The organism is Bradyrhizobium sp. HKCCYLRH1030, assembly GCF_051168395.1.
Lineage (GTDB): Bacteria > Pseudomonadota > Alphaproteobacteria > Rhizobiales > Xanthobacteraceae > Bradyrhizobium.
Genome location: NZ_JBNPUY010000001.1, coordinates 489,712 through 515,696, shown reverse-complemented (window position 1 = coordinate 515,696; position 25,985 = coordinate 489,712). Strand labels below are relative to the sequence as shown.

At 66.3% G+C, this 25,985-nt stretch carries 26 protein-coding genes; 13 read left to right on the top strand and 13 right to left on the bottom strand.

The features are described 5' to 3' along the window. Nucleotides 1–7 precede the first annotated feature (7 nt). On the bottom strand, nt 8–1,096 hold the full coding sequence (locus ACQR1E_RS02295) for a methyl-accepting chemotaxis protein (RefSeq protein ID WP_315751656.1): 1,089 nt from the start codon (nt 1,094–1,096) through the stop codon (nt 8–10). A gap of 308 nt (nt 1,097–1,404) precedes the next feature. Between ACQR1E_RS02295 and recJ the strand changes: the two genes are divergently transcribed. The 3 genes from recJ (at nt 1,405) to ACQR1E_RS02280 (ending at nt 6,233) form a co-directional block, all read left to right on the top strand. Continuing rightward, entirely contained in the window at nt 1,405–3,246 is a 1,842-nt protein-coding gene (gene recJ / locus ACQR1E_RS02290; RefSeq protein ID WP_315826890.1) for a single-stranded-DNA-specific exonuclease RecJ, read from the top strand. Between the two features lie 301 nt (nt 3,247–3,547). Further along, nucleotides 3,548–4,489: an IS110 family transposase gene (locus tag ACQR1E_RS02285; protein ID WP_434896605.1), complete on the top strand. Its 942-nt coding sequence runs from the start codon at nt 3,548–3,550 to the stop codon at nt 4,487–4,489. 736 nt (nt 4,490–5,225) lie between these two features. Then, nucleotides 5,226–6,233, top strand: a complete 1,008-nt coding sequence (locus ACQR1E_RS02280) for a serine hydrolase domain-containing protein (RefSeq protein WP_315712112.1) — start codon at nt 5,226–5,228, stop codon at nt 6,231–6,233. A gap of 153 nt (nt 6,234–6,386) precedes the next feature. Here the strand turns inward: ACQR1E_RS02280 and ACQR1E_RS02275 are convergent, their stop codons facing one another. Further along, entirely contained in the window at nt 6,387–6,788 is a 402-nt protein-coding gene (locus ACQR1E_RS02275) for a hypothetical protein (protein ID WP_315751655.1), read from the bottom strand. Between the two features lie 281 nt (nt 6,789–7,069). Here ACQR1E_RS02275 and ACQR1E_RS02270 point away from each other — a divergent pair, with 281 nt between their 5' ends. After that, entirely contained in the window at nt 7,070–7,867 is a 798-nt protein-coding gene (locus ACQR1E_RS02270; protein WP_315751654.1) for an NYN domain-containing protein, read from the top strand. 54 nt (nt 7,868–7,921) lie between these two features. Here the strand turns inward: ACQR1E_RS02270 and ACQR1E_RS02265 are convergent, their stop codons facing one another. From ACQR1E_RS02265 to ACQR1E_RS02250, 4 genes are all read right to left on the bottom strand, one after another. Further along, nucleotides 7,922–8,500, bottom strand: a complete 579-nt coding sequence (locus ACQR1E_RS02265; RefSeq protein WP_434896604.1) for a hypothetical protein — start codon at nt 8,498–8,500, stop codon at nt 7,922–7,924. A gap of 317 nt (nt 8,501–8,817) precedes the next feature. Then, entirely contained in the window at nt 8,818–9,588 is a 771-nt protein-coding gene (locus ACQR1E_RS02260; RefSeq protein ID WP_316170486.1) for a DUF6968 family protein, read from the bottom strand. Between the two features lie 91 nt (nt 9,589–9,679). After that, a complete protein-coding gene (locus tag ACQR1E_RS02255) occupies nt 9,680–10,900 on the bottom strand; it encodes a lytic murein transglycosylase (protein WP_434896603.1) in 1,221 nt (406 codons plus the stop codon). A gap of 60 nt (nt 10,901–10,960) precedes the next feature. Then, a complete protein-coding gene (locus tag ACQR1E_RS02250; protein ID WP_434896602.1) occupies nt 10,961–11,515 on the bottom strand; it encodes a MarR family winged helix-turn-helix transcriptional regulator in 555 nt (184 codons plus the stop codon). A gap of 54 nt (nt 11,516–11,569) precedes the next feature. On the opposite strand from ACQR1E_RS02250, the gene ACQR1E_RS02245 reads away from it, so the two are divergent. Then, a complete protein-coding gene (locus ACQR1E_RS02245; RefSeq protein WP_315826897.1) occupies nt 11,570–12,040 on the top strand; it encodes a carboxymuconolactone decarboxylase family protein in 471 nt (156 codons plus the stop codon). A 59-nt stretch (nt 12,041–12,099) separates the two neighbouring features. Beyond that, the gene (locus ACQR1E_RS02240; protein ID WP_434896601.1) at nt 12,100–12,282 is read left to right on the top strand and encodes a hypothetical protein; all 183 of its coding nucleotides are present in this window, start codon (nt 12,100–12,102) and stop codon (nt 12,280–12,282) included. Nucleotides 12,283–12,368: 86 nt separating this feature from the next. Here the strand turns inward: ACQR1E_RS02240 and ACQR1E_RS02235 are convergent, their stop codons facing one another. The 3 genes from ACQR1E_RS02235 to efp form a co-directional block, all read right to left on the bottom strand. Beyond that, nucleotides 12,369–12,632: a hypothetical protein gene (locus ACQR1E_RS02235; RefSeq protein WP_434896600.1), complete on the bottom strand. Its 264-nt coding sequence runs from the start codon at nt 12,630–12,632 to the stop codon at nt 12,369–12,371. Between the two features lie 61 nt (nt 12,633–12,693). Beyond that, the gene (locus ACQR1E_RS02230) at nt 12,694–14,310 is read right to left on the bottom strand and encodes a M23 family peptidase (protein ID WP_434896599.1); all 1,617 of its coding nucleotides are present in this window, start codon (nt 14,308–14,310) and stop codon (nt 12,694–12,696) included. A gap of 39 nt (nt 14,311–14,349) precedes the next feature. Further along, nucleotides 14,350–14,916 (bottom strand): elongation factor P, encoded by a 567-nt coding sequence (gene efp / locus ACQR1E_RS02225; protein ID WP_315712097.1) that lies wholly within the window; start codon nt 14,914–14,916, stop codon nt 14,350–14,352. Between the two features lie 138 nt (nt 14,917–15,054). On the opposite strand from efp, the gene epmA reads away from it, so the two are divergent. From epmA to ACQR1E_RS02210, 3 genes are read left to right on the top strand one after another with little or no spacing between them, the layout of a single operon-like run. Then, nucleotides 15,055–16,104: an EF-P lysine aminoacylase EpmA gene (gene epmA, locus ACQR1E_RS02220; RefSeq protein WP_315751647.1), complete on the top strand. Its 1,050-nt coding sequence runs from the start codon at nt 15,055–15,057 to the stop codon at nt 16,102–16,104. Then, nucleotides 16,101–17,195, top strand: a complete 1,095-nt coding sequence (locus ACQR1E_RS02215) for a lysine-2,3-aminomutase-like protein (protein WP_315826899.1) — start codon at nt 16,101–16,103, stop codon at nt 17,193–17,195. Before epmA ends, ACQR1E_RS02215 begins: the two co-directional genes overlap by 4 nt. A 36-nt stretch (nt 17,196–17,231) precedes the next feature. Next, a complete protein-coding gene (locus ACQR1E_RS02210) occupies nt 17,232–17,489 on the top strand; it encodes a hypothetical protein (protein ID WP_315712092.1) in 258 nt (85 codons plus the stop codon). 49 nt (nt 17,490–17,538) lie between these two features. On the opposite strand, the gene ACQR1E_RS02205 is transcribed toward ACQR1E_RS02210, so the two are convergent. The 3 genes from ACQR1E_RS02205 to ACQR1E_RS02195 all read right to left on the bottom strand — a co-directional run bounded on the left by ACQR1E_RS02205 (nt 17,539) and on the right by ACQR1E_RS02195 (nt 20,600). Next, nucleotides 17,539–18,624, bottom strand: a complete 1,086-nt coding sequence (locus ACQR1E_RS02205; RefSeq protein WP_315751645.1) for a 3-deoxy-7-phosphoheptulonate synthase — start codon at nt 18,622–18,624, stop codon at nt 17,539–17,541. Nucleotides 18,625–18,854: 230 nt separating this feature from the next. After that, nucleotides 18,855–19,442 carry an HdeD family acid-resistance protein gene (locus tag ACQR1E_RS02200; RefSeq protein WP_315712090.1) on the bottom strand — a complete coding sequence of 196 codons (588 nt, stop codon included), beginning with the start codon at nt 19,440–19,442 and terminating at the stop codon, nt 18,855–18,857. Between the two features lie 129 nt (nt 19,443–19,571). Then, nucleotides 19,572–20,600: a PrsW family intramembrane metalloprotease gene (locus tag ACQR1E_RS02195; RefSeq protein ID WP_315751644.1), complete on the bottom strand. Its 1,029-nt coding sequence runs from the start codon at nt 20,598–20,600 to the stop codon at nt 19,572–19,574. A 778-nt stretch (nt 20,601–21,378) separates the two neighbouring features. Here ACQR1E_RS02195 and ACQR1E_RS02190 point away from each other — a divergent pair. The 4 genes from ACQR1E_RS02190 (at nt 21,379) to ACQR1E_RS02175 (ending at nt 24,956) form a co-directional block, all read left to right on the top strand. Further along, entirely contained in the window at nt 21,379–22,527 is a 1,149-nt protein-coding gene (locus tag ACQR1E_RS02190; RefSeq protein WP_315712086.1) for a PLP-dependent cysteine synthase family protein, read from the top strand. A 183-nt stretch (nt 22,528–22,710) separates the two neighbouring features. Beyond that, on the top strand, nt 22,711–23,940 hold the full coding sequence (gene hemA / locus ACQR1E_RS02185) for a 5-aminolevulinate synthase (RefSeq protein WP_434896598.1): 1,230 nt from the start codon (nt 22,711–22,713) through the stop codon (nt 23,938–23,940). A 140-nt stretch (nt 23,941–24,080) separates the two neighbouring features. Then, on the top strand, nt 24,081–24,659 hold the full coding sequence (locus ACQR1E_RS02180; RefSeq protein ID WP_315712084.1) for a hemerythrin domain-containing protein: 579 nt from the start codon (nt 24,081–24,083) through the stop codon (nt 24,657–24,659). Nucleotides 24,660–24,737: 78 nt separating this feature from the next. Beyond that, complete coding sequence (locus ACQR1E_RS02175) at nt 24,738–24,956, top strand: hypothetical protein (protein WP_315751642.1); 219 nt, start codon at nt 24,738–24,740, stop codon at nt 24,954–24,956. A 274-nt stretch (nt 24,957–25,230) separates the two neighbouring features. Here ACQR1E_RS02175 and ACQR1E_RS02170 read toward each other — a convergent pair whose 3' ends face one another. Continuing rightward, nucleotides 25,231–25,983 (bottom strand): hypothetical protein, encoded by a 753-nt coding sequence (locus ACQR1E_RS02170; protein ID WP_434896597.1) that lies wholly within the window; start codon nt 25,981–25,983, stop codon nt 25,231–25,233. Nucleotides 25,984–25,985 lie beyond the last annotated feature (2 nt).

The following is a 25,985-nucleotide window of genomic DNA, read 5'->3' as shown; positions in this document are numbered from 1 at the left end:
CCCTGCCTCACGCGCCCGACACGATCACGCCATACCAGCCGAGCCCCTTGTAGGTCTCGTAACCGGGCGTGGCGTGGAACGCGACCATGCGCCCGGAGATGTCCTGATAGAAGCCACTGCGCTTGCCATCGAGCTTCAGTGAAACGCGCTCGCTGAGAATGCCCTGACCGTCCGAGGATGCGATCACGCGCAGATTGGAATCCACCAGGAGCACGCGGGCCTTGTCGCTCTCGCTGACGCGCACGCCCTGGACGATCGCGCGCGCCTGCGCTTCCCAATCGAAATGGATCGCGAGCACGCCAAGCGGCTTGCCATGCGCCTTGCCGTCCTCGCGCACCGAGGCGCAATAGGTCGCGACCTGGGCGTTGCCGAGCAGCGGCTGGCACTCGACGTCGCCGGCGACGTAGTCGTCGCCCGAGCGCAAGCCCCGCGCCTCGCGAAACCATTTGGTGTCGGCGACGCTCTGGCCGACGACGTTGAAGCGGTCGGCGCGGCCGTTGGCGATCACCTTGCCGCTCGGATCGCACAGCCACAGATCGAGATAGACGGTGTAGGCGGAGAGAATCACCGCGAGCCGTTCGGAGACGTGCGTGACGCGGGCGGCATCGGGCGCGGCGGCGCAATCGACCACGGCGGAGTCGGTCGCCCACCAGCGGACGTCGCAGGTCCGCTCATACAGATTGCGGTCGATCAGTTCGATCGCGTTCAGCGCCAGATCGACCATGCGCTCGCCGCGGGCGCGTTCGGTCATGCGCTCGATCGAGCTCTTCAGATTGCCGGTGCGCGTCGTGAGCTGGCCCTCCAGCTCGCGCGCGATGGTCTCGACGAGTTGGCCGACGGCGCGCACCTCCTGGGCCACCACGGCGAAGCCTGCGCCTTGCGCGCCCACCCGCGAGCTCTCGATCAGCGCGTTCAGCGCCAGCATCTTCATCTGGTTGGTGATCTGCTGGATCGATTTGGTCTTCTCGCAGGCGATCTGATTGACCTCGCCGGTGAGCCGCGCGATCAGCGCCGAGACGTCGGTCTCGTCATCCTTGGGAGTCGTTTGTGCCGGAGCGGCGGAGGGCTGCGTCTTCAACTCGGGCGCGGTCAGCATCGGCAATGAACTCCATGTTGCCGCGCCTCCTGGTCGGCACGAAGAGGGCGGACAAATCGGACGTAATAATTGATTGAAATGTTACGGAGTTCGCCTAATGGCTGTTTAATGCACTCCATCGAACGCAGCTCTAATTTTAGGCAACCAGCCGTATATGGCGGCATTTCCCTGATTTCCTGTGAGTTCCGCCAAGTTCTGGGACGATTCTGGTGGGTTTCATGGATGGAACCTGCTGAGGCAGGCCAGTTGCTGTAGATTCGACTGCGTCCATTTCGAATCGCTGCGCTGCAAGCGAGGCCCCGCGCATCATGGCACCATCCGCCCTTGCACTGCCCCTGAGCGCCCCGCAGGCGTTCCTGGGCGTGCGGCTGTCGCTGACCAACAAATTGTGGCGCGACCGGCTGGATGCGCGCGGCGCGGCGCGCGCGCTTGCGATGGTGCAGCGCTATCAGTTGCCCGAGATGCTGGCGCGCGTGCTCGCCGGGCGTGACGTCGAGATCGACGCGGTCAACGACTTCCTCGATCCGACCATCCGCAAGCTGATGCCGGATCCGTTCACGGTGACGCAGATGGAGGCGGCGGCGCAGCGCATTGCCGACGCCGCGGTCAAGGGCGAGAAGGTCGCGATCTTCGGCGACTACGATGTCGACGGCGCGACCTCGGCGGCGCTGCTCGCCTGGCATCTGCGCCATTGCGGGCTCGATCCGCTGATCCACATTCCCGACCGCATCTTCGAAGGCTACGGCCCGAACGTCGACGCCATCCGGGCGCTCGCCGGCAAGGGCGCGACGCTGCTCGTGACGGTCGACTGCGGCACCACCAGCCTCGAGCCGCTGGCGGAGGCGCGGCGGCTCGGCATGTCCGTGGTGGTGATCGATCACCATCAATGCGGCGAGGAGCTGCCGGAGGTCGAGGCGCTGGTCAATCCGAACCGGCCGGATGATCTTTCCGGCCTCGGCTATCTCGCCGCGGTCGGGCTGACGCTGGTCACGCTGGTTGCGGTCAATCGCGAGCTGCGCGGCCGCGGCTTCTGGAGCAGCACGCGCCCGGAGCCGGATCTGCTCAGCATGCTGCATCACGTCGCGCTCGGCACCGTCGCCGACGTCGCGCCGCTGATCGCGCTCAACCGCGCCTTCGTCGCCAAGGGCCTGATCGCGATGCGCCGGCGCGACCATGTCGGGCACACCGCGCTGATGGATGTCGCCCGGCTCAACGGTCCGCCCGAAGCCTGGCATCTCGGCTTCATGCTGGGACCGCGCATCAATGCCGGCGGGCGCATCGGCCGCGCCGATCTCGGCGTGCGCCTGCTCCTGGAAAGCGATATCTCCGAAGCCGCGCGCATCGCCGCCGAGCTCGATCGGCTCAACAGCGAGCGCCGGATCATCGAGCAGCAGGCCGAAGCGCAGGCCGAAGCGGAGGCGCTGGCCTCGCTCGGGCTGGAGGACAAGGGCGCCGTCATCGTGACCGCATCCGAAGGCTGGCATCCCGGCGTGGTCGGGCTGGTCGCATCCAGGCTCAAGGAAAAGTTTGCCCGGCCGGCGTTTGCGATCGCGCTCGAGCCGGGCGGCATCGGCACCGGGTCGGGCCGCTCGATTCCGGGCGTCGATCTTGGCAAGGCCGTCCGCCACGCCGTGGAGCAGGGCATCCTTATGAAGGGCGGCGGGCACGCGATGGCCGCCGGCGTCACCTTGCGCAAGGAGCGGTTGGCCGAGTTTCGCGCCTTTCTCGAAAGCGCGCTCGCCGCCGACGTCGCCGACGCACGTCACGTCAACGAGATCCTGATCGACGGCGCCATCAGCGCGCGCGCCGCGACACCCGAGCTGGTCGCGACGCTCAATCGCGCCGGTCCCTTCGGCAGCGGCAATCCCGAGCCCATCGTGGCGCTGCCGTCGCATCAGCTGGTTTACGCCGACGAGGTCGGGCAGGCGCATCTCAAGCTGCGCTTCAAATCCGGCGACGGCGCCGCCGTGAATGCGATCGCATTCCGCAGCGTGGGCCAGAAGCTCGGCAACGCCCTGGTTCAGCATCGCGGCCAGATCCTGCACGTCGCCGGCACCCTCACCGTCGACCGCTACCAGGGTGTCGAGCGCGTGCAGCTGCGCGTGCTCGATGTCGCCGTGCCGGACCATGGGCCGGCGATGATCAGGTAGAGCAACATCGACGAGTCGTCCCGGACAAGCTGCGTGCGTCGTCGAAGCGCCGATCCTGACCCATATGCCGCAGCCGTTGTTGTGAGAACGAGATGCCCACCTCGATCGTGCCTCGAACTGCTCCCGGTAGGTATGGGTCCCTGTGTCTGGAAAGTCTGCCATGATGATGGTGGGCGGGAAGCCGTTGGGTCCTTGGCGCTAGACGCCGTGAGCCGGCTCGGTCTCCCGCCCGTTCCATTTATCAACCTGAACAGTTGCACGAGGCTGCGCCAACAGACCTCGCATCACAGGGACAGGCACCGTGATCGTACCTTTTCGTTGCGTCGGAATCGACGTTTGCAAACCCTATCTCGATATTTTTGATGAAGCCGTGGGGGCGCCGGAGCGCATCGCCAACGGGCCACAGGCCATCACACAGCTGGTGGCGCGTTGGGGATGCGATGTTCTGGTGGTCTTTGAGGCCACGGGTGTCTACGACCTCGAACTGCGCGAGGCCCTGCGTCGGGCGGGCATCCGCTTTGCGCGGATCAACCCGGCTCGAGCTCGCGATTTCGCCCGCGCCAGCGGCCAACTCGCCAAGACCGATCCGATCGACGCGCGAACGCTGGCAGCCTTTGGGCGCGCCATGCAGCCAGCCACCGAGCAGGCCATGACGCCTGCCCAAAGCGCCCTCGCCAGGCTTGCAAAACGGCGGGATCAACTGGTTGCCATGCGCGCCCAGGAAAAGAACCGCCGCAGCGAGGCCGAGGACCGCGCCATGGCCGAACGCATCAGCCGCCTGATCGAGGTCCTCAATGACGAGATCGTCGAGATCGAGGCCGAGATCAACGCGCTCATCAAAGCCGAGCCGGTGCTTGCGGAGCAGGCACAGCTGATGCGCTCCGTGCCCGGTGTGGGACCCGTCGCCTGCATGCAACTCATCACCCAGATGCCGGAACTCGGCCATCTCGGGCCAAAGGAGGTAGCCGCTCTTGCGGGCCTGGCTCCCTTCAATCGCGATAGCGGGGCGTATCGTGGCAAGCGCAAGATCGGCGGCGGCCGGAAGCGTGTCCGCGACGCCCTCTACATGGCCGCCCTCAACGCCGTCCGCCGCGCCGATCGCTTCAAGATCTTTTACAACCGTCTGCGCCAAGCCGGTAAACCCGCCAAGCTCGCCCTCATCGCCGTCGCCAGGAAGCTTCTAACCATCCTGAATGCCATGATGCGCGACCGAAAACCTTATGCGATCACTCCATCAGCATAACAGTTGCCGGCGCGGAGGCCGGGACGACATCGGAGTATGACGGCCGTCGCGCTTCCCATAATGCGCGCATGATTTCACATCCCGCCGCGCCATCGCGCCCGAGTGATGCATCGTCAAGGACCCTCCCGATGAAAGAGGGCGCAGGGAATGCCGGGTGAAGGCCTCACCCATGGCCCGCCTGCAAACAAAAAGCAGGCGGCAGTCACCACAGGCAAAGCCGTTTCAACCGGCATTCCCTGCGCGGAGGTCTTAACGCTTATACGCGATCTCCCCGGTGTCCGGCTTGTTAGCCACCGTCGCCCCCGGGATCATCATCTCCCAAGAGCTTGGCGCCAGCATCGGGGCGCCAGGACCACGCGATTTCACGTCCGCAACCTGCCGTTCGTCCGCGTACATCGAGCACGCTGCAACACGATCGCGGCCACCGCATCCCGCCCTCCACGTTCATGACGATCGCGAAACGTCCCTCTCATGAGGACGGGATGCGGATGTTATTTCCGATTTTCGGAACAAAAGCAAGCGGAAAGTTTGAGGGCGGGGCTGGCTGCGGCGGCCATCTGGCTGATGCTGCGGGTGAAAATAAAAAAATTGCAACGGGGCATGTTGCGTCATCGAGCAGTGGAGATCCGCGGCCATGCAGACAGAGACATCGATGGCCGGTGACCTCTGTACCGTCCGTCGGTCTTGCTCTAGCATTCTCGACATCGGTTTTGTCGAGACGGGAATGAACGTGCCAATGCGACGTCCGCTTGCCGTGCTGGCAATCCTTGCGATGGGTTGGTCCTGGGCTCAGGCCGAGCCGGGACTGCATTGGCGGACGGCAAGCCCGGACGAGACGCCCTGGTCTGCACCGATCGCACGCGAGGTGCAGGAGTTTGCGGTCGAACAGAAGCCGACAGCGATCATGGTCGTGAGGGACGACGACATTGTTGCCTCGTTCGGCGATCTCGGTGCGAAGGTCAATGTCCGGTCCGTGCGCAAGAGTCTGCTCAGCGCGTTGTATGGCATCGCCGTCGAAGCCGGCCGGATCAACCTCGACAGCACGCTTGCCGCGCTCGAGATCGACGACGTTCCGCCGGGGCTTTCGCCGGCCGAGCAGACCGCGACGGTGCGTCAGCTACTGATGGCGCGCTCCGGGGTCTATCATCTCGCGTCCTATGAGACGGGGCAGATGAAGCAGAGGCGGCCGGCGCGCGAGAGCCATCCGCCGGGCAGTTTCTGGTACTACAACAACTGGGATTTCAACGCGCTCGGCACGATCTATCGGCAGTCCGTCGACGACGTGTTCGCAAGCTTCGACAGACGGATCGGCCGGCCGATCGGGATGGAGGATTTCTCCGCCGCAGACGGCGTGTACGTGAAGGAAGCCTCCTCGTCGCATCCGGCCTATGTGTTTCGGATGAGCGCGCGAGACCTGGCGAGGTTTGGCCTGCTGTTCCTGAACGGCGGACGCTGGAATGGGGCTCAACTGATCCCGCCGACATGGGTGACGGAATCGACCAGCCGTCTCTCGGACACCGAGCAGCCCGGACGGGGTTACGGCTATCTCTGGTGGACCTTCAGCAGCGTCCGATCCGGCATCAGCGGCTATTTTGCCTCCGGCTACGGCGGACAGCAGATCGTGGTCGTTCCCTCGAAGCACCTGGTGGTCGTCGAGCTGGTCGATCTGGCCGTGAATCGGACAGGCGTCCGAACGCAGCGCTTCCTCGATCTCGTCGGCAAGATCAGCGCGTCGGTTCCTTGAGCAGGACGTCGATGGCCCTGGCGATCAACCTCCGATGCGATTGATTGCGTCGTGTTTCCGCCGGTGCGGATCGTGGCCGAACGCAAGCTGCCGCTGGCGACCGCGTAGGCGTTCGGTTCCCAGGGGAAAGGATGACGTCAATCGCGTCGGATGCTAGCGCCAGGACGGCTTCGGCAGATGATCGGGACTGAATTTTGCCGTCGGCCGGGGCGCGGGCGGAGATGGGGCGTCGTCGGACGCCGAGAACAGCAGCAACGCCTCGAACGGCACGTCGGGTGCTTCCGCGGCATAACCGGTGCACGTGACGGGCGTGCCTCTGCAGCATCCTTCGAGGCTGAGCGTCAGCTCGTCCGGGCCGAACAACGACGGCTGTCCCGGGGCATGGCGCTTCGTCTTGATGATGGCGGTGAAACGATCGCCATGGGCCTCGTAGCTTCCGGCATAGCTCAGCACGGTGTCGCCGCCGCACACCTTGCCGCCCACCAGCTCGACGATCCCGGTTCCCTGGCCTTTGGGGGTCCTGAACCAGGCCGAATAAGTGCCTTCCTTGATCATTTGCCGCAGATCCCATCGTTGGGTGGGCGCATCGTTGTGCGACCCAAATTAAGGGAAGGTGAAAACGATCGCCAGAACAGGCCGGGAACCCGGAATTTGTTCGTATACGAATGGTGGGGGGGCGCAGCAGCGCATATCTCTGTGGCCTCTGCACGCCGCGCCTCGCGTGGCCGCGCCCTGTCGCGCATCGCGAGTCTCGTCATTCGCCTCAAGAAAATCATTCGAATGGACGTCGGCCCGCGTATAAGGAATGAGACCAAGGCCTACTCAAGGACCATCTGATGCCGTCCGAACCCCGCTCGCCGCGTCTGGCCGTCCTGATCGACGCCGACAATGCCTCCGCCAAGATCGTCGACGGGCTGTTCGAGGAGATCGCCAAGATCGGCGAGGCGAGCGTGCGCCGGATCTATGGCGACTTCTCCAGCCCGCGCTCGAGGCCGTGGGCCGATACGCTGGCGCGCCACGCGATCGTGCCGCAGCAGCAGTTCGCCTACACGACCGGCAAGAACGCCTCCGACATCACGCTGGTGATCGATGCGATGGACCTGTTGCATAGCGGACGCTTCGACGGCTTCTGCCTGGTGTCGTCCGACAGCGACTTCACCCGGCTGGCGGCGCGCATCCGCGAGCAGGGCATCGACGTGTTCGGCTTCGGCGAGCAGAAGACGCCGGAGAGCTTTCGGCAGGCCTGCCGCAGGTTCATCTACACGGAGAATTTGCGCAGCGACGCGGCGAGCAGCAAGGACGCGGACAGCGCTGCGGCGCCGAAGTCGCTGCTGCCGATCAGCGCGGCGACGCCGATGATCAAGAAGGTCATCACGCAGATGGAGAGCGAGGACGGCTGGGTCGCGCTCGGCGAGGTCGGCAAGCAGCTCTCCAACCTGGTCTCCGACTTCGATCCACGCACCTATGGCTGCCGCAAGCTCAGCGACCTCGTGCGCAAGACGGGCGGCTTCGAGATCGAGGAACAGTCCAAGGGCGGCGGCTCGGTGCGCATCCGCGTGAAGGCGGCGAGCGCGTCGCAGCCCAAGGCGCGGGCGTCGAGGTCCGGCCACCGCGAGGCGACGGCCAAATCGTGATCCAGTCGGTGGCAGCGTGTCGTGGTCGGAGAGAACTTGCGAGCGGCCACGAACTCAAGAGTACATTCGGCGGTGCACGGCCGCGAACATCACTCCTATGCGCGTATCGCCAGGTCGGAACATGAATCCGACGACAACGATAAGCAGCAACATTGAGCCTACAACGATCAGGGCGACGCCATAAGACTCCGCGCCGGATTCGGCCTGATGTTTGGAATTTGACGCTGCGGGTATGGAGGCGGGGAGGCTCTGGGGTAGAGACACTGGACCAACTTGCGCGACATCGATCCACCGCGCTGACCAGTTGGATCTGGTCATCGTCGTCTCGGGCGGGTCGTCTGATTCAGTGCTCGGCTCAAACGGCCGGGCGGCGGCCAACATTTCCGATCGCGCGTCGCGCCAATGCGGCGGCTGCTCCTTCTGCAGCTTGCGCTCGACAGTTTGGCGTTCAACTCTCGCTATGTGGCGGCGCCTCGTCATTGGTGTGGCGTCCCAACAGTGGTTTGAGCCATGCCAGTAAATATGCACCGAACCGAAGTGATGACGCGCCTCGCTCTTGTTCATACACGAAGGAGACGCTTGCGATGGAGACGTCATGGTTGCCATGACGATGAGGATCAACGCGACACGCATGGCGTCGCTCCGTTGTTAGTTGATGTACACACGCATACTGATAAACATGCCGTCAGATGCTCGAAATCAGATCAAAAGAATGGGTAAATTGTGTCCAGTTGGACAATACGACTGTCCTATGAAGTTTGAGTTCCCATGGTGTAGTTCACGGAACCTACAAACAATCCCCGCAATTCGTATTCGCCGCCCAGAGCTAGGGCACCGAAGTCTAGCCGGCGTGTGGGCGGCCAAGGTGTGACCGTGGCCGCAATCGAGGAGGCCCTCAGCCCTCCGTCATCGCGAACAATGACCAGTGGTCGTCGTACTCCGCGCCGTCGCTACGGCCGGGCCTCCGTCGTGAGCTTGTCGTGCATGTCGCGATGGACCTCTTGCTTCGCCTCGGGCGGACAGAACGAGATGAAGGGAAGATTGGCGTCTCCCGCCGGTGCGCCGTCCACGGCATCGGCCAGGTGATGCTCGTGCTTCTCCAGATGGACGCAGGTCCGGTAAAGGCCCAGATACAAGGCCTGGAACGAATCCACGCCGGAGATGGCCATTTCGAACGGGTTGCCCAAGCCGCGAATTTCAATGTCACAGTACCAGGATCTCGGTCCGGCCCGTCTGGGCGCGGACAGTCTGGCGACGACGGCGGTGTCCGTCGTCACATCGCGCAGCACACGCTCGGCGACGACCTCGGTCAATTTCGTCTCGGGTACATTTTCCGGCGGCACCGACGGGATCGGACCAGGCAGGGCGTCGAGCAGCTCGCGGTCGCGCTCGGTGATGAAGCGCAAGGCCTCGGTCCGCGTTTGCGGAAAGCAGCAGTCTGCGATCAGCGGGACGTCGACGTCACCGGGGTCTCCATTGAGGAAGGCGAGGCTCCCCTCGTCCTCCGTAAGCAGCCTGCAGAGGAGTTTCAGCCCCAGACACAGCGACTGAAACGAGTCGACACCGCTGATCCACTTGTCGACGGGGCTCTCCAGCCCCTCGATGGCAATCCTGCAGCGCCACTCGAAGTCGTCGACCCGTTCGGGCGCGAACACCCGCGCGGCGACATCGTTGCCTGTCGCCACATTCCGGTAGGTGCGCTCGGCCACGATCATCGTCATTGCTCACTCCGGTCGATAGGTTCCTGATCCCGATGAATTCGTGCGGCGAGCGGTAAGCACGTATGCGCGATCCGACCCGCGCGGACGGCCGTCAGCCGCCTTGCCGCAGCTTCGCCAGCACCTTGAGCCCGCCATAGCCGTCGGCCGGCTGGAGGCCGGCCTTGGCCTGGAAGTCGCGGATCGCTTTCATGGTGTCGTTGCCGACGCGGCCGTCGGTGCCGCCGGTGTCGAAGCCGGCTGCGGTCAGGCGCTTCTGCATCTCCTGCACCTCGGCCAAGGTCAGCGCGCGCTCGGAGCCGGGGAAGGGCTGCAGGAACGGCGGTGCCCCCAGGATGCGGTCGCCGAGATGGCAGATCGCGAGCGCGTAGCTCATGGCCGGATTGTAGGATTTCACCGAGTAGAAGTTCGGGCCGAGCAGGAAGGCGGGGCCGCCTGCGACCGGGATCCAGAGCTGCGCTGACGCATTGGGCTGCGGGAACGGCTGGCCGTCGGCGCGGGTGACGCCGGCCGCCTGCCACGCCGCATAGCTGCGACTGCCAGACATGTTGCCGGGCGCGCGCACCTCGTAGCCCCAGTGCTCGCCGCGGTGATATTTGCCGCGGTTGACGAGATAGCGCGCGGTCGAGCCGAGCGCGTCGTCGGGCCGGCCGAACGGGTTGATCTTGCCGTCGCCGTCATAGTCGAAGCCGACATTGAGCCAGACCTCGGGCATCCATTGCGTGTGACCCATGGCGCCGGCCCAGGAGCCGCGCATCTCCTCCGGCGTACTCCAGCCGCGATCGACGATTCTGAGCGCATTGGTGAGCTCGGTCTCCCAATAGGCCTTGCGCCGCGGCTCGTTCCAGGCGAGCGCGGCGAGCGCCGGAAACACCGGGCGCATGTGGTTCTGCTGCACCAGGGGATCGCCGAACGCGGACTCGACGCCCCACAGCGCGAGAAGCGTGCCGCGCTCGACGCCAAAGTCCTTCTCGATGCGGGCGAACAGCGCCTCGTTCTTCTGCAGCGCGATCTTGCCGTTGATGACGCGCCAGTCGGAGACGCGGCGATTGATGTATTGCCAGAGCTGCTCCTTGAACTCCGGCTGGTTGCGCATCTCCTTGAACACGGTCATGTCGGGCTCGAGCCGTGCCATGACCCGCGTCCAGGTGGCCTGTGAGATGCCCTTGGCGAGCGCGCGGGCGCGAAAGCCGTCGCGCCAGGCCTCGAATTCGGCTGGGGCAGCCGCCGCTGGCAGCGCGGGGACGAGCAGCGCGGCAGCGCCAAAGCCGGAGCGGAGCAAGGCGCGGCGGGTCATGGAATCGGGCTGGGTCATGGCGCCAGTCTACCCGGTCAGGGCGGGGCGCGGCAAAGCCTTGGGAGCGGCGGGAACCGGCTAGGCGCCGTGGAGGTCGGCCGCGACGTGCGCCAGCCAGCGGCGGATGGTCGCGAGCTCGCTCCGTTTCAAGCCGCGGGCCAGCCTGCGCTCGATGATGGTGGCCTGCCGGCGCGCCTTGGCCAACAGCGCCAGCCCGCGGCGCGTCAGGCTCCATCGCAGCATCCGACCATGGACGGGATGCGGCGTGCGCTCGATGGCGCCGTCGCGTTCGAGATTGCCGATGATCACGTTGACGGTCTGCGGCGTCAGCAGCGCGACGCGGGCGAGGTCGGCGCCGGACAGCCCGGGATAGGCCTTCAGCATCGTCAGCACCACGAATTGCGGATGGGTCAGCCCGGTTGGGATGAGCGCGCGGTCGAGCGACAGCCGCGCCGCGGCCTGCGCCTGGCGCAGCAGATAGGCGAGGTAGCCATCCTCGCCGCGCTTGCCCTCGCCGGGCGATGGCGGGCGGGCCGCTGTCCTGGGTTGAGTCCGGGTTTGACTCCTTGGCCGCCGCGCGGGGCCAGCCTTTCGCGGCGCTCGCGAGGTCGTCAATTCCGGTGCCTTGCGCATATCATCAGAGCCCTGATAAGTTGTCAGACATCTGATAACACGAGAGACAGGCCCATGTCACATGCGCGAAGCGAGTACACCGCGTTCCGGAGCCAGGCGCCGGAGCTTTACGATGCCATCCTTGCGGTGAGTCAGCAGGCGGCGAAGGCCGGCCTCGACAAGCAGTTGCTCGAACTCGTCAAGATCAGGGCGTCGCAGATCAACGGCTGCGCATTCTGTGTGCAGCATCATGTGCTGCTGGCCGAGAAGCTCGGCGTGTCCGCCGACAAGATCAATCTCGTCGTGGTGTGGCGCGAGGCGCCGCAATTCTCGGCCCGCGAGCGCGCGGCGCTGGCGTTCACCGAGGCGCTGACCACGCTGCAGGGCGGCGTCAGCGACGAGGTCTATGCTCAGGCCCGGGCCGAATTCTCGGAAACGGAGCTGGTGTTCCTGACGTCGGCGATCGGCGTGATCAATCTCTGGAATCGCTATGGCGTCGCCTTCCGCTGGACGCCGGCGGAGCGGCCGGTGCGGGCGGCTTCGTGAGTTGTCCGGAACCGCAGCACGGCCCGGCGGGTTATACGCGGGAGGCAGAGGAGGCGCGCATGACCGGGACGGACGAACCGCTCAAGCCGGAGGATTTTCCGCTGGAGGCCGACAAGGAGCGCGTGCAGCGCCAGGACGGCAAGCCGATCGCAACGACGAAGAACGAGGCGATGGCGCAAGAGATTGCGGATCGTCTCAACGCCGAGGAGCACCGCCGCGAAGAGGAAAAGTGGTCGGCGTGACTTCTTGCTCCTTGGCCGTCTCCTTGAGTTGCAAGAGACACATGCCGCTTGCAGTCAGCTCGAACTGATCAGCAAGGGGGCTGCGCTCAAAACGGATTCGCCGGCTGCGCCCGCTGGGGACCTTCCGGCTTCGGCTCGACCGCGAGGCTGGGGTCGGTCGGCATCACGCGCGCGCCGGCGGCGCGGGCGACCTGGCCGGTCATCGAATGCCGTGCCGCCTCGGCGGACTTGATTTCCGGCGGATGCCAGCGGTCGCGCACCAGCATCGTCAGCGCGCCCACGCAGAGCAGCGCAATCGCGGTTGAAACGAGCGCGGGTCCGGGTCTGCGATGCGGGTTGGCTGTCATCATCTGTGATCCTCCTGACCAGACAACCCGGAGCGGTGGGTCCCGGTTCCGGGCTCGCCGGCGATCAGTTCCGGTCGCGCGCCGCGGCGGCGTCGGCCGCTGGTCCGAGCGGTGACGATCCGAGTGCGCCGGTCGTCGACGGCGGCGACGCGGCGATCTCCTCCAGCCCGACCTCGCGGCCGCGGCCGCCGATCAGGCGCTCATAGGCTGTGATCAGCGTCACGTAGGGATTGACCCAGATCCAGCCGTCGCGCGTGAACAACTGGACGTCGAAATGCAGATGGCGCGTGGTGCCGTTGGGATGGTCGAGATAGTTCGAGACCACGCCGATCGGCTCGCCCTCGCGAAGGCTGCGGCCGTTGAGCAGGCCGTCGGCATCCATCGCCGCGGGATTCATGTGCATGTAGCGGAAGCGGATGTGCTCGGTGCCGCTGTTGACCTGCACCGTCACGGCCTGCTGCCGGGTCGAGCGGATCACGACGCCGTCGCGCACGGCGAGCACGCGCTGCCGCCACGGGTTGCAGCCGTCCGCGCCGTCGCGGCGCACCGGGCAGGCGCCCGGCCTGAGATCCTGGCCCTGATGGCCGAAGCCGCTGGCGCACTGCCCGACGTTGAAGCTGCGCGCCTCGCAGAAATTGTCGCGCCAGGGATACTGGCTCCATGGCTGGTCGAACTTGTCGCTCGCGCGCCGGCGGCCGAACGACTGCGAATGCACATAGGCCGGCGCATCCAGCGGATAGCGGATTTGCGAATAGACGGTGCGGTCGGCCCGCCCGCTCCGGCCGCGTCCGCCGCTGTTGGCGACGATGTCGCCAACGGGCCGATAGGTGAAATCGGCATCCAGCGTGAGCGGGCGCTCGGCGGCGAGCGGCGCGATCTCCGGCGGGATTCGCGACGGCTGTCCGCCGGCGATGCGCAGCGCCTTGAGAAAGCGTTCGGCGATGGGATAGGCCTCGCGGCAGGCGAGCCGGCGCGGTCGCGGCGCGCTGTCCAGGCACTGGATCGAGACCACGTAGGGCACGCCGAAGCGCGTGAAGGCGTAGCGGACATAGCCCTCGCGGATGAAGCGGCGCAGATCGGGATATTGCGCTGACAGCGCCTTGACGCCTTCGCCCTTGCCGCCGGCGGGATCGGCGACCTCGTAGGTGAGGAGCGAGCCGGTGATCTGGATCTCGACCGGCTTGGCGAAGACGCGCGGCGGCAGGCCGGAGGTCATCTCCGGCGGCAGCGAGAACACGGCGTCGTAGCCGGACGGGCCGGCATCGAACAGGTCGGTCTGGAAGTCGGCCTGATAGCGCGGCAGATCGCGCGCCGCGATGGCGGCGCTGCGGCGCGCAGCAAGATAGGACGCGGCGTCGAACGGCAGCAAAACGGGGACCGGACTGCGTCCGATCCCCGTGAAGATGGTCGAGGTCACGCCGTTGAGCTGGACCAGCGCGGGCCTGCGCCGCGCATCGCCGGCCGAAACGCTGCTCCGGTGCGCGGACAGAGCGAAGTCGGCAGCGACCTCGGGCGCCGCGTTGAGTTCGGAGCGGAGCTGGTCCAGCGCGGCGCGCCAGTCGGCGCGGTTGATGGTGAGGGCGGGCGGAGCAAAGTCATCGGCCGCGCGTGTCGTGGACGGCGCGGCCAGCGTGATGATCGCCGCCAGGGCGGCGATGAGTGTGATGACCCGTGCCCCCAAATCCCCCCGCGCCCCCCGGCGTCAGATCCTCGAGATGCCTCAGTCCTTGGCGCGCTCGCAGTAGGAGCCGTCCTCGGTCATGACGACGATGCGGGTGCCGACCGTGATGTGCGCCGGCACGCCGGTGCGAACGCCGTTGGAGAGCACCGCCGGCTTGTAGGATGACGACGCGGTCTGGCCCTTGGTGACCGGCTCGGTCTCGACGACCTCGAGCGTGACGCGCTGCGGCAGCGTGATCGCCACCGGGACCACGTCGTGCATCGACAGCTTGACCGTCATGTTCTCCTGGAGATAGGCGGCCTGGTTGCCGACCACGTCCTTCGGCACCTGGACCTGGTCGTAGGTCTCCGGGTTCATGAAGTGGAAGCCGTCGGCATCCTCGTAGAGGTACGTGAAGTTGCGCTCCTCGATCGTCGCCTTCTCGACCTGGTCGGTGGTCTTGAAGCGCTCGGAGATCTTCACGCCGTCGCTGATTCGGCGCATTTCGATCTGGCTGACCGGGGTGCCCTTGCCGGGATGGATGTTCTCGGCGGTCACGACGACATAGAGCTTTCCATCTTGCTCAATGACGTTACCCTTGCGAATAGAGCTGGCGATGACTTTCAAAGCTGTTTTCCTGACACTGAAAAGGGGGCGCCGGACAAAGCCGGGGCGCCACGCGACGCGGAATGCGGTTTCGGGCGGCAACATACTGATTTTGTCCGGGGTTGCCAGTCTTTTGCGGCCCGAACGGGCGACCTCCTGATGTCCCGGGAGCCCGCGCCTTCGCCGTGGTGGTCGCCGCAGCGGCACGCCGATGTCAGGCCGTTCCTGCTCGCCCGGACCGCCATCACCAGGGCGTTGCGGGCCTGGTTCGACGAGCAGGGGTTTACCGAGGTCGAGACCGGCATCCTGCAGGTGTCGCCGGGCAACGAGACCCATCTGCACGCACCGCGCACCGACCTGACGGCGCCGGACGGGACCCGGCACCGGCGGTATTTTCGAACCTCGCCGGAATTCGCCTGCAAGAAGCTGCTGGCGGCCGGGGAGCGGCGGATCTTCGAGTTCGCCCGCGTGTTCCGCGACCGCGAGCGCGGCGACCTGCATCTGCCGGAATTCACCATGCTGGAATGGTATCGGGCGGAGGTGCCCTACGACGCGATCATGGCCGACACGGTCGTGGTGATCGCCCATGCGGCTCAGGCGACCGGAATCCGGCGGTTCGCCTTCCGTGGCCGCACCGCGGATCCCTTCGCCGAGCCAGAGCTGCTGACGGTTGCCGGCGCGTTCGCGCGCCATGCCGGGATCGACCTGCTCGCGACCATCCGCGACGGTGCGGGCGACCGTGGGGCGCTGGCCCAGGCCGCCGCCGGCAAGATCCGGATCAGCGACGACGACACCTGGTCGGACCTGTTCAGCAAGGTGCTGGTCGAGCATGTCGAGCCGCATCTCGGGCAGGGTCGGCTCACGGTGCTCCATGAATATCCGGCGCCGGAGGCCGCGCTGGCGCGGGTGGCGGCCGACCCCCGCGTCGCCGAGCGGTTCGAGGTCTATGCCTGCGGCGTCGAGCTCGCCAACGGCTTCGGCGAGCTCACCGACGCCGCCGAGCAGCGCCGCCGCTTCGAGCAGGAGATGGCCGAGAAGGAGCGCCGCTATGGCGAGCGCTATCCGCTCGACGAGGACTTCCTCGCCGCCGTGGCCGCGATGCCGCAGGCGAGCGGCGTGGCGCTCGGCTTCGACCGCCTGGTGATGCTGGCGGCCGGCGCCACCAGGATCGATCAGGTGGTGTGGACGCCGCCGGCAGGTGAGCGATGAACAGGATCGAACGTCCGACCACGTTGCGCAGCGCCGAGGATCTCGTCGCGCAGGGCTTGGCTGACGCGGCGGACCAGCCGGCGCTGGCGCGCGTGGCGCAGCGCTATGCCGTGGCGGTGACGACGCATCTCGCCGACCTGATCGACGTCGACGATCCGAATGATCCGATTGCGCGCCAGTTCGTGCCCAGCACGGATGAGCTGAAGGCCGCGCCTGGCGAGCGCGGCGATCCGATCGGCGACGATTCGCATGCGCCGGTGCCGGGCATCGTGCACCGCTATCCCGATCGGGTGCTGCTCAAGCTGGTGCATGTCTGCGCGGTCTATTGCCGCTTCTGCTTCCGTCGCGAGATGGTCGGGCCCGGCAAGGACAATGCGCTGTCGGAGGAGGCCTATCGCGCGGCGCTCGACTACATCCGCGCACATGACGAGATCTGGGAGGTGATCCTCACCGGCGGCGATCCGCTGATGCTGTCGCCGCGGCGGCTGAAGGAGATCATGGCCGATCTCGCCGGCATCGATCACGTCAGGATCGTCCGTATCCACACCCGTTTGCCGGTCGCCGATCCCCAGCGCATCACGCCGGCGCTGGTTGACGCGCTGAAGGCGCCGGGCGCAACGACCTGGATCGCGCTGCATGCCAATCATCCGCGCGAATTGAGTCCGCCGGTGCGCGCGGCCTGCGCGCGGCTGATCGATGCCGGCATTCCCATGGTCAGCCAGTCGGTGCTGCTGCGCGGCGTCAATGATGACGCGGCGACCCTGGAGGCGCTGATGCGCGGCTTCGTGGAGACCCGCATCAAGCCGTATTACCTGCACCATGGCGACCTCGCGCCGGGCACGGCGCATCTGCGCACCACGCTGGCGCAAGGGCAGGCGCTGATTCGAACGCTACGCGGCCGGGTGTCCGGCCTGTGCCAGCCCGACTACGTGCTCGACATTCCCGGCGGCTACGGCAAGGCGCCAGTGGGGCCGCAATACCTCACTGCGGATGAAACTGTTGAGCAGGATCATGCGGCAGCTGCGCAAACGCGCTATCGTGTGATTGACTATTGCGGTGAGGCGCACCTCTATCCGCCCGCCGCGGGATGAAGTGTCCTGCCGATTCCGCTGACACGGAGGAGCAACATGAAGAAATTTGCGATCGCGATGGGGCTCCTGATGGCCGTCACCGATGGCATCGCGCTGGCGCAGAGCGGCAGCGGCTCCTCCGCCGGCACCGGATCGAAGAGCGGCATGCCGCCGCAGGCGCCGGTCGGCCATCGTCAGGTGCGCCCCAGCGACCTGCCGAAGGCCGAGCAGGCCGAGGACAATTCGATGAGCGGCACGACCAAGGAAGACCGCGAGCTCGATCGCAAGATCAAGGGCATCTGCCGCGGCTGCTGAGCGCGATCTGCGGCGCGCCCGACGCGCGCCGCTTGATCGGTCGTGAGTGTTACGCCGAGCGCTCACGCGGGGAGTTGCGAAGCGCCGCACGCCGGGCGGCGACGGCTTCGGCGAGCTGCTCCAGCACCTCCACCGTCGTGTCCCAGCCGATACAGCCGTCGGTGATGCTCTGGCCGTAGGTCAGTGCCACGCCCGGCTTGACGTCCTGGCGTCCCGCGATGAGGTGACTCTCGATCATCACGCCCATGATGCGCTGCTCGCCTGCGGCGAGCTGGCGGCCGACGTCGGCGGCGACCAGCGGCTGGTTCTCCGGCTTCTTGCTCGAATTAGCATGGCTGGTGTCGATCATCAGCCGTGCCGGCAGTCCGGACTTGATCAGCTCGGCCGCGGCCTGCTCGACATGGGCGGCGTCGTAATTGGGGCCGCTGCCGCCGCGCAGGATGATGTGGCAGTCCTCGTTGCCGGTTGTGGCCGCAATCCCCGAACGGCCGCCCTTGGTCACCGCCATGAAATGGTGCGGGTGGGCCGCGGATTTGACCGCATCAGCGGCGATGCGGATGTTGCCGTCGGTGCCGTTCTTGAAGCCGACCGGGCACGACAGGCCGGAGGCCAGCTCGCGGTGGATCTGGCTCTCGGTGGTGCGCGCGCCGATCGCGGCCCAGGCGACGAGGTCGGCGATGTACTGCGGCGTCGTCATGTCGAGGAATTCGCATCCCGCCGGCAGGCCGAGATTGTTGACGGCGGACAGCACGCTGCGCGCGAGCCGCAGGCCCTTGTTGATGTCGAAGGAATTGTCGAGGCCGGGATCGTTGATCAGGCCTTTCCAGCCGACGGTCGTGCGCGGCTTCTCGAAATAGACCCGCATCACGATTTCGAGGCGGTCGGCGAGGCGCTCGCGCAAGGCGGCGAGGCGGCCGGCGTAGTCGACCGCCGCGTCGGGATCGTGGATGGAGCAGGGGCCGACGATGACCAGCAGGCGGTCGTCGCTGCCGGTCAGGATGGCATGGATCGCATTGCGGGCGGCCATCACCACACGGGTGGCGGTGAGGGTGCGGGGGATTTCACCCATCACCTCCGCCGGCAGGCTCAATTCCTTGATTTCCTTGATACGAAGATCGTCTGTGGTGCTCAGCACGGCGGGCTCCTGGGTCTCTTGGGTGGGCACCTGCCGGCAATAAAAAAGCCGCCAGGTCTGGCGGCTCGTTCGGATATCTTGCTGCAATGTGTCAGATTGAGCGCGATCCTCCCGCCGCCAGCGAGCTGTCGTAGCTAAAGTACCAATAAAAGCTGGTGGCGGCGTTGATCATGCCCATCCTATAGCGGCCGCGCGGCCGCTTGTCATCCCGAAAATCGAGCCCTCCGGCGTCAACCGTTGCGCGCGGCGAGCGCCATGCCGATCATCGACAGCCCGCCGAACAGCAGGTTGATGCCGACCAGCAGACCGATCGCCCACAACGCCGTGCCGGGCAGACCGGAAATGATGATGCCGGCGATCGCGATGTCGACCACGCCCGAGATTGCCAGCCACGACCAGCGCCCGGACAGCTCGCGGCGGTGCTCCAGCGCATACATGATGGTGGCGACGCCTTCTGCGAGAAAATAGACGCCGATCACGATCGTTAGCGTCACCGTCCCCTGGACCGGCTGCGCCACCAGGATGACTCCGGCGACGATGGCGAGCACTGCCGACAACAGCGACCACCAGAAGCCGGGCATGCCGCGGGCCCAGAAGGTGAGCGCGAGTCCCGCGATGCCCGAGATCAGGAACATCCAGCCGAGGAAGATCGTGACCGCGAGGCTTGCCAGCGGGGTGAGGATCATCGCGAGCAGGCCGAGAACGGCGAGCAGGATGCCCTCGATCAGGAAGGCCTTCCAATGCGCGCGCACGGCTGCGCCCATCTGCGACTTCATGCGCTCGAGCTCGGGCGGAATCGTATCCTGGGGAAGGGTCATGATCGTCACTCCGGGCAAGCTCACGCGCTTAACGCCGCGGCCGCCTGCCCACGCACATGGTGAGGACCTGCGGCCCGGACAAGCGCGCAATGCGCATTTGGTTGCTCTGCCGGCCCCGCGATGCCGGGATTATGCCGTCGTCCGAATCCGGTTGCGACCGAAAACATAGATCGTCGTTGTGACAATCAGAAGGGCCATCCCGACGATGATCGCGGTGAGACCGAGGGGAACCAGAACCGCGGCGACATTGCGGTCAGGGTTGAGCAGCCAATGCCGGATGGAGGTCAGCACGAATCCGAGCCCGACGAAGCCGGCGGCGCCGCCGAGCAGGAGCAGCGCCCACATCCTGCGCAGCTGGCTCAGCCTTGCCCGCGCCACCTCGGTGCGCGGCGTGTGGTGATGGGCGACGCGGCGCACCAGCCGCACGGCAAGGGCGATCGACGAGAACCCGATCAGCACGCTGATGCCGCCGAGCCAGAGGCGCGCGGCGGTGTCGAGGGTCGATGCCCGCTGCAGCAACAGCAATGGATAGTCGAAGGCCGCATGCAGCATCACGGGTGCGGCCAGCACCAGCGCCCAGCTCGACAGCCGCGCCCCTTCGCGATTGTGGCGGTTGGCGCCAAGCGCCGTACTGGTGCGGGCGATCGCGAGATAGGCACCGGCAATGATGCCGAGCGCGCCATGAAACGGCACGGTGAGCACGCTGCGCAGCACCGCCAGCGAGCGCCACATCTCGGCATGCTGGACGAGATAAGCCAGGTTCTCGTAAGCCGCGAAGCCGAGCCCGACGGCGGCACCGTAGAATACCGTGTCCATGGCATTGCCGACCTGCCGGCGCCGCGACCACAGCGCGGCGATCACCGCGACCTTGGCGAGCTCTTCCGGCAAGGCGACGCCAAAAAGGGCCCGGACCGCCTGGGCGATCCAGGGATTCTCCAATGTCAGCCCGACATGCTGGAACGGCGTCCTGATAATGCCGAGCAGGAGCACGCTGGCTGCCCCGAGCAGGAAGGCGGTCCAGATCTTGAGCGGAGGGCCTGAATTGTCACCGGCGGCGACCACCAGCCAGAGGATCAGCAGCGCGGGCGCGATCGCGGCGGTGCCGATCACGGTCGCGAGGGCTTCGAGAAGGTTCATTTGCGATGGCAAGTAAGCCATGGTCTCCGATCATCCAATGCGGCGGGGCCGAACCGACCCTCCACCACCCGCGCGGAGAATGGATTTGACATCGGTCCGTGGCCGCACGGCAAGATCTACATGTCGGCAGAATGAGCCGCCCTTCAAGGGAAAGAACCCCGTCCGGGGGCTCGATTGGGGGAGGGACCGCTGCAGGGCCGAGTGCAGCCGCCGTCGGCTGCCGCCCGGCTGGTCTCAACGGGGCCGGGAGGCTCTCGGCGCCGTCGCATCGCCGCCGCGCACCGGGGCCTCCTGGCGCGGTTCGACCGGGGTCCAGGCGTCGGTGCGGGAGGTGGTTGGCGCCTGGGCGGTCGTCGGCGTTTCCACGCAGCTCAATCGTGGTGTCGGGTCGGCCACACGCCGGCATTCCAGACCTTCAGCGAAAGCGGCCTGACTGATCGCGCACGCAACCAGAACAATCGAAAGAACTCTCATGGTGCCCCTCGGAGCAGGCTTGGGTCGCCCGTGATGCAGGCTCGACTCGGTCGTGCCATTCGATGATGCCCAGCTTGGCCGCAAAAGCGTGCAAATATTTGACCATTCTCGCCGTCATTCAAAAATTCTTCCGAAATTCGCGCGTGCATTCCATGAGTTGCAAGCGATGCGAGCGTTTTTCGCTGGCGCAAACGCGAAGCCCTTTCGCTCCGTTGCGGTGCCAAGGCGCGGCAGCCGGCGCCGAACTGCCATTTGCCCCCAGCTTGCTCGGCATGGGCGGCCGGGCGGGCTTGATGCGGCGAAGGGATCATGGTCGGTTGCCGCGATGAATTCGCCGTCTTGGTCAGCTTCCGACAGAGCCTGTGGTCCACGCTATCGCCGTGGCTGGGTCGACGACGCCGTGGCGGCCATCGAGGCCGACCAGTGCCGGACCGCCGACACGCACTTGATCCGGCTGATCGTGCCCGCGCTCGCCGGCATCGACATCTACCTGAAGGACGAATCGACCCACCCGACCGGGAGCCTCAAACATCGGCTGGCTCGATCGCTGTTTCTCTATGCGCTTTGCAACGGCCACATCCGGGAAGGCACGCCCGTGGTCGAGGCCTCCTCCGGGTCGACAGCGGTATCGGAAGCCTATTTCGCGCAGATGATCGGCGTGCCGTTCTACGCGGTGATGCCGCGCACCACCTCGGAAGAGAAGATCGCCGCGATCACGCATTACGGCGGCAATTGCCATCTCATCGATGACGGCCGGTTTCTCTATGCCGAGGCGGCCGCGCTCGCGAGCCGGCTCGGCGGCCATTACATGGACCAGTTCACCTTCGCCGAGCGCGCTACCGACTGGCGCGGCAACAACAACATCGCCGAGTCGATCTTCAACCAGTTGCAGGGCGAGCGCCGTCCGCTCCCGGAATGGATCGTGATGGGCGCGGGCACCGGCGGCACGTCGGCGACGATCGGCCGCTATCTGCGCTACCGCCGGCATCCGACGCGGCTGTGCGTCGCCGATGTCGAGCATTCGGCCTTCTTCGACGCCTTCTGCAACGGCGACAGCGCCCGGACGTGCGAACGGCCGTCGCTGATCGAGGGCGTCGGCCGTCCGCGCTGCGAGCCATCCTTCGTGCCGGGGGTCGTGGATCGCATGATGAAGGTGCCGGATGCCGCCTCGGTCGCGGCGATGAACGTCCTGACGCGGCGGCTGCGCCGGCCGGTCGGCGGCTCGACCGGGACCAACTTCCTGGCGCTGTGCCGGCTGGCGGCCGAGATGCGGCAGGATGGACAGAGCGGCTCACTGGTCACGCTGATCTGCGATTCCGGGGAGCGCTATCGCCAAACCTATTACGAGCCGCAATGGCTCTCCGCGCGCGGTCTCGACCCCGCGCCGTACGAGGCAGCTCTGTCCGCCTTCCTCGACACCGGTGCGCCGCTGCGGCTCGAGGTTGCCGATGCGGAGAACCCGCTGCGCGCCTGAACGCCTCCGGGGGCGTCGCGGACCGCGGCGAGCGGCATCCGGATGCCCAGCATCGTGCGCGATCCCTGATCTGGATCAACGAAGGACGCGACGGATTGCGCTTTGGTCCGACCCCGAACAGGCCTCCAAGGGCGCGCCGGAACGCAGGTTCGGGACGCGGGCAGGGGAAGGACGGATCAGGTGATGAACTACGACAGCTATTTCGACCGTGCCCTCGACCAGTTGCACCAGGAACGGCGCTATCGCGTCTTCGCCGATCTGGAGCGCCTCGCCGGCCGCTTCCCCCGCGCGATCTGGCATTCGCCGGAGGGGCCGAAGGATGTCGTGATCTGGTGCTCCAATGACTATCTCGGCATGGGCCAGCATCCGAAGGTGATCGGCGCCATGGTCGACGTTGCCGCGCGCATGGGCACAGGCGCCGGCGGCACCCGCAACATCGCCGGCACCAACCATCCGCTGATCGAGCTCGAGCGCGAGCTTGCCGATCTCCACGGCAAGGAAGCGGCGCTGGTGTTCACCTCGGGCTACGTCTCCAACGAGACCGGCATCTCGACCATCGCGAAACTGCTGCCGAACTGCCTGCTGCTGTCGGACGCGCTCAACCACAATTCGATGATCGAGGGCGTCCGCAAGGCCGGGAGCGAGAAGCAGGTCTGGCGGCACAACGACCTCGCCCATCTCGAAGAGATGCTGCGGGCGGCCGATCCCGACCGTCCCAAGCTGATCGTCTGCGAGAGCCTGTATTCGATGGATGGGGATGTCGCGCCCTTGCACCGGATCTGCGATCTCGCCGAGCGTTATGGCGCGCTCACATACGTCGACGAGGTCCATGCGGTCGGCATGTATGGCCCGCGCGGCGGCGGCATCGCCGAGCGCGACGGCGTGATGGCCCGCATCGACATCCTCGAGGGCACGCTCGCCAAGGCCTTCGGCTGCCTCGGCGGCTACATTGCCGCCAATGCCAATCTGATCGACGCCGTCCGCTCCTATGCGCCGGGCTTCATCTTCACCACCGCCTTGCCGCCGCCGGTTTGCGCCGCCGCGACCGCCGCGATCCGCCATCTCAAGACCTCGCAGTGGGAGCGTGACCGGCACCAGGACCGGGCGGCGCGGCTCAAGGCCGTGCTGAACGCCTCCGGGCTGCCGGTCATGCCGTCCGACACCCACATCGTGCCGGTGCATGTCGGCGATCCCGAGAAGTGCAAGACGGCGTCCGACCTGCTGTTGTCCGAGCACGGCATCTACATCCAGCCGATCAACTATCCGACCGTGCCGCGCGGCCTGGAGCGGCTGCGCATCACGCCATCGCCTTACCATGATGACGGCCTGATCGACGCCCTGGCCGAGGCGCTGGTCGACGTCTGGGACCGGCTCGGCCTTGCGCGGGCGCCGCAGGCGCTGGCCGCTGAGTGAGCCGTTTCCGCTGACCTGTCACATCGGTCTGTCAGTTTGATCTGCCGCAATGCCGCCCGCGCTCGCGCGGGCGTAGTCTGTTGCGTTCAGGGAAAATGCCGGTTCGGCAAGGCCCAGCCGGCGCACAGGCGAGGGCGGCCATGGCAAGGATCATCGAAGCGCTGCTGCAGGAGCACGAGAATCTCGAGAAGCTTCTCTCGGTGCTCGAGCACGAATTGGAGCTGTTCGATCACAATCGGCGGCCGGACTACGACATCCTGCAGAGCATCATCGCCTATTTCGAGGACTATCCGCAGCGCTGTCATCATCCCAAGGAGGAGATGATCTTCGGCAAGCTGCGCGAACGCGACCCTGCCGCGGCCGCAGCCTATGGCGACGTCGACGACGAGCACGAGACCGAGGCGCAGCGGCTGCGCGGCTTTGCCGACGCCGTGAACGCGGTGCTGTCGGACCAGGAGATCCTGCGCGAGAGCTTCCACGCCGCCGTGCATGAGTTCATCGACAGCCAACGCGAGCATCTGCGCAAGGAGGAGACCCTGCTGTTTCCCGCGGCGCTGCGCGCCCTTCAGGCGGAGGATTGGGCCGATATCGACGCCCGCATGTCGGACCGCAAGGACCCGCTGTTCGACGGCGACGTCGCCGAGAAATTCCACAATCTCGAGCGGACCATCCTGCGCTGGGAACAGGAGGCGGAGCAGGCGCGCGCCACCGCCGGTTGATGGCGTTTTGCCCAATTGCGCCCCGCGACCGGTGGACTATAGTTCCAGCGGGGCAGGCACTCTTTCGCGGAGCTGGCTATGGCCGCTTTGAACACTGGGCTCGATCCGGTCCGAGGTTCGTCGAATGCAGGGGCAGGGGCAGATGCGGCCCGAACGCCTGCGCAGGTCCCGATGGCGCAGCAGAGTGCCTTTGGTAGCCACGGCTATGACATGTATCCCCAGGAACTCGTCCGGCTGTCGGGTTGCCAGGAGCAGGCGCTGCGCCGTGAGACGAAGCGCGCCTTGCAACTGAGCTGACGGTCTTGTCCGATCTCGCCGCTCGATGGTCCCCGCGCTGGTTCATGGCCGGAACGCAAACCCCGGATCATGGTTGTAGTTCATGATCGTGGTTATTCCGGTATACGTGCGTTAACCTATCATTAACCAGATCGCGCGACCCTGTTCGCATACCCCAGGAATGCGACGGAACCGGACGGCCGGAGCCGGCAGTCGCGACAAGAGGCCGGCGGCGTAACGCCCGCCGGCCTTTTTGCGTGGGCGGGTCAGCTGGAATTGATACCGCACCCTTGCGTCAGTTGCGCCGCGCCAGCGAGCGTAGGAAGCCCTGATATTCCTCGTTCAACTCCATATCGACGGCAGGCGCGAGCTTCAGCAGGACATTGGCGATGAACGCCTGGTCGTTGCGCGGCTCCTCCAGCACCTCGCGCAGCACCGGGACGTTGTCCTCGATGTGATGCAGAAAGGCGACGCCTTTCTCCGCCGTCTCGGTCCAGCACGCCCGCGTCCATTTCGCCAGCGGATACATGATCTCGTGGACGAAGTTCGACTTGCGCGCCTTCTCGAAGAAGCGCAGTCCGGCGCTCCAATATTCCTTGGGGCGCAGCGGCGGTGGCGGCAGATCGCCTGTCAGCATCTTCTTACCGGCCTGGCCGACGAAATCGTCGAGCGTGGTCGGCGCATCGATCGTGGCGCGGAAGTGCCACAGCGCGAACGAGCCGGGAAAATCCTTGCCCATGCCGTCGAGCAAGGCGGTCTCGACCTTGTCGACCGCGGCCTTGTCGCCCTTCAGCGACGCCGTCATCGCGAAGGCGAACAGCGCGTCGTTGCCGACCTCGTGGACGCCGCCGTTCTGCAATTGCGCCGCCGACAATGCGGGTGTCTTGCCGTCGGCAGGCACCGCGGCCTCGCCGGCGCGCTGCGCCTTGATGAAGGCGGTGATCTCGAGCCAAGCCATGAGGTTGGCGATGAAGGCGTCGGGATCGACATGCACGATGGCGAGATTGAGCGGCGCCTTGCGTGTTCTCAGCTCGGTCATGTCGGTCATGT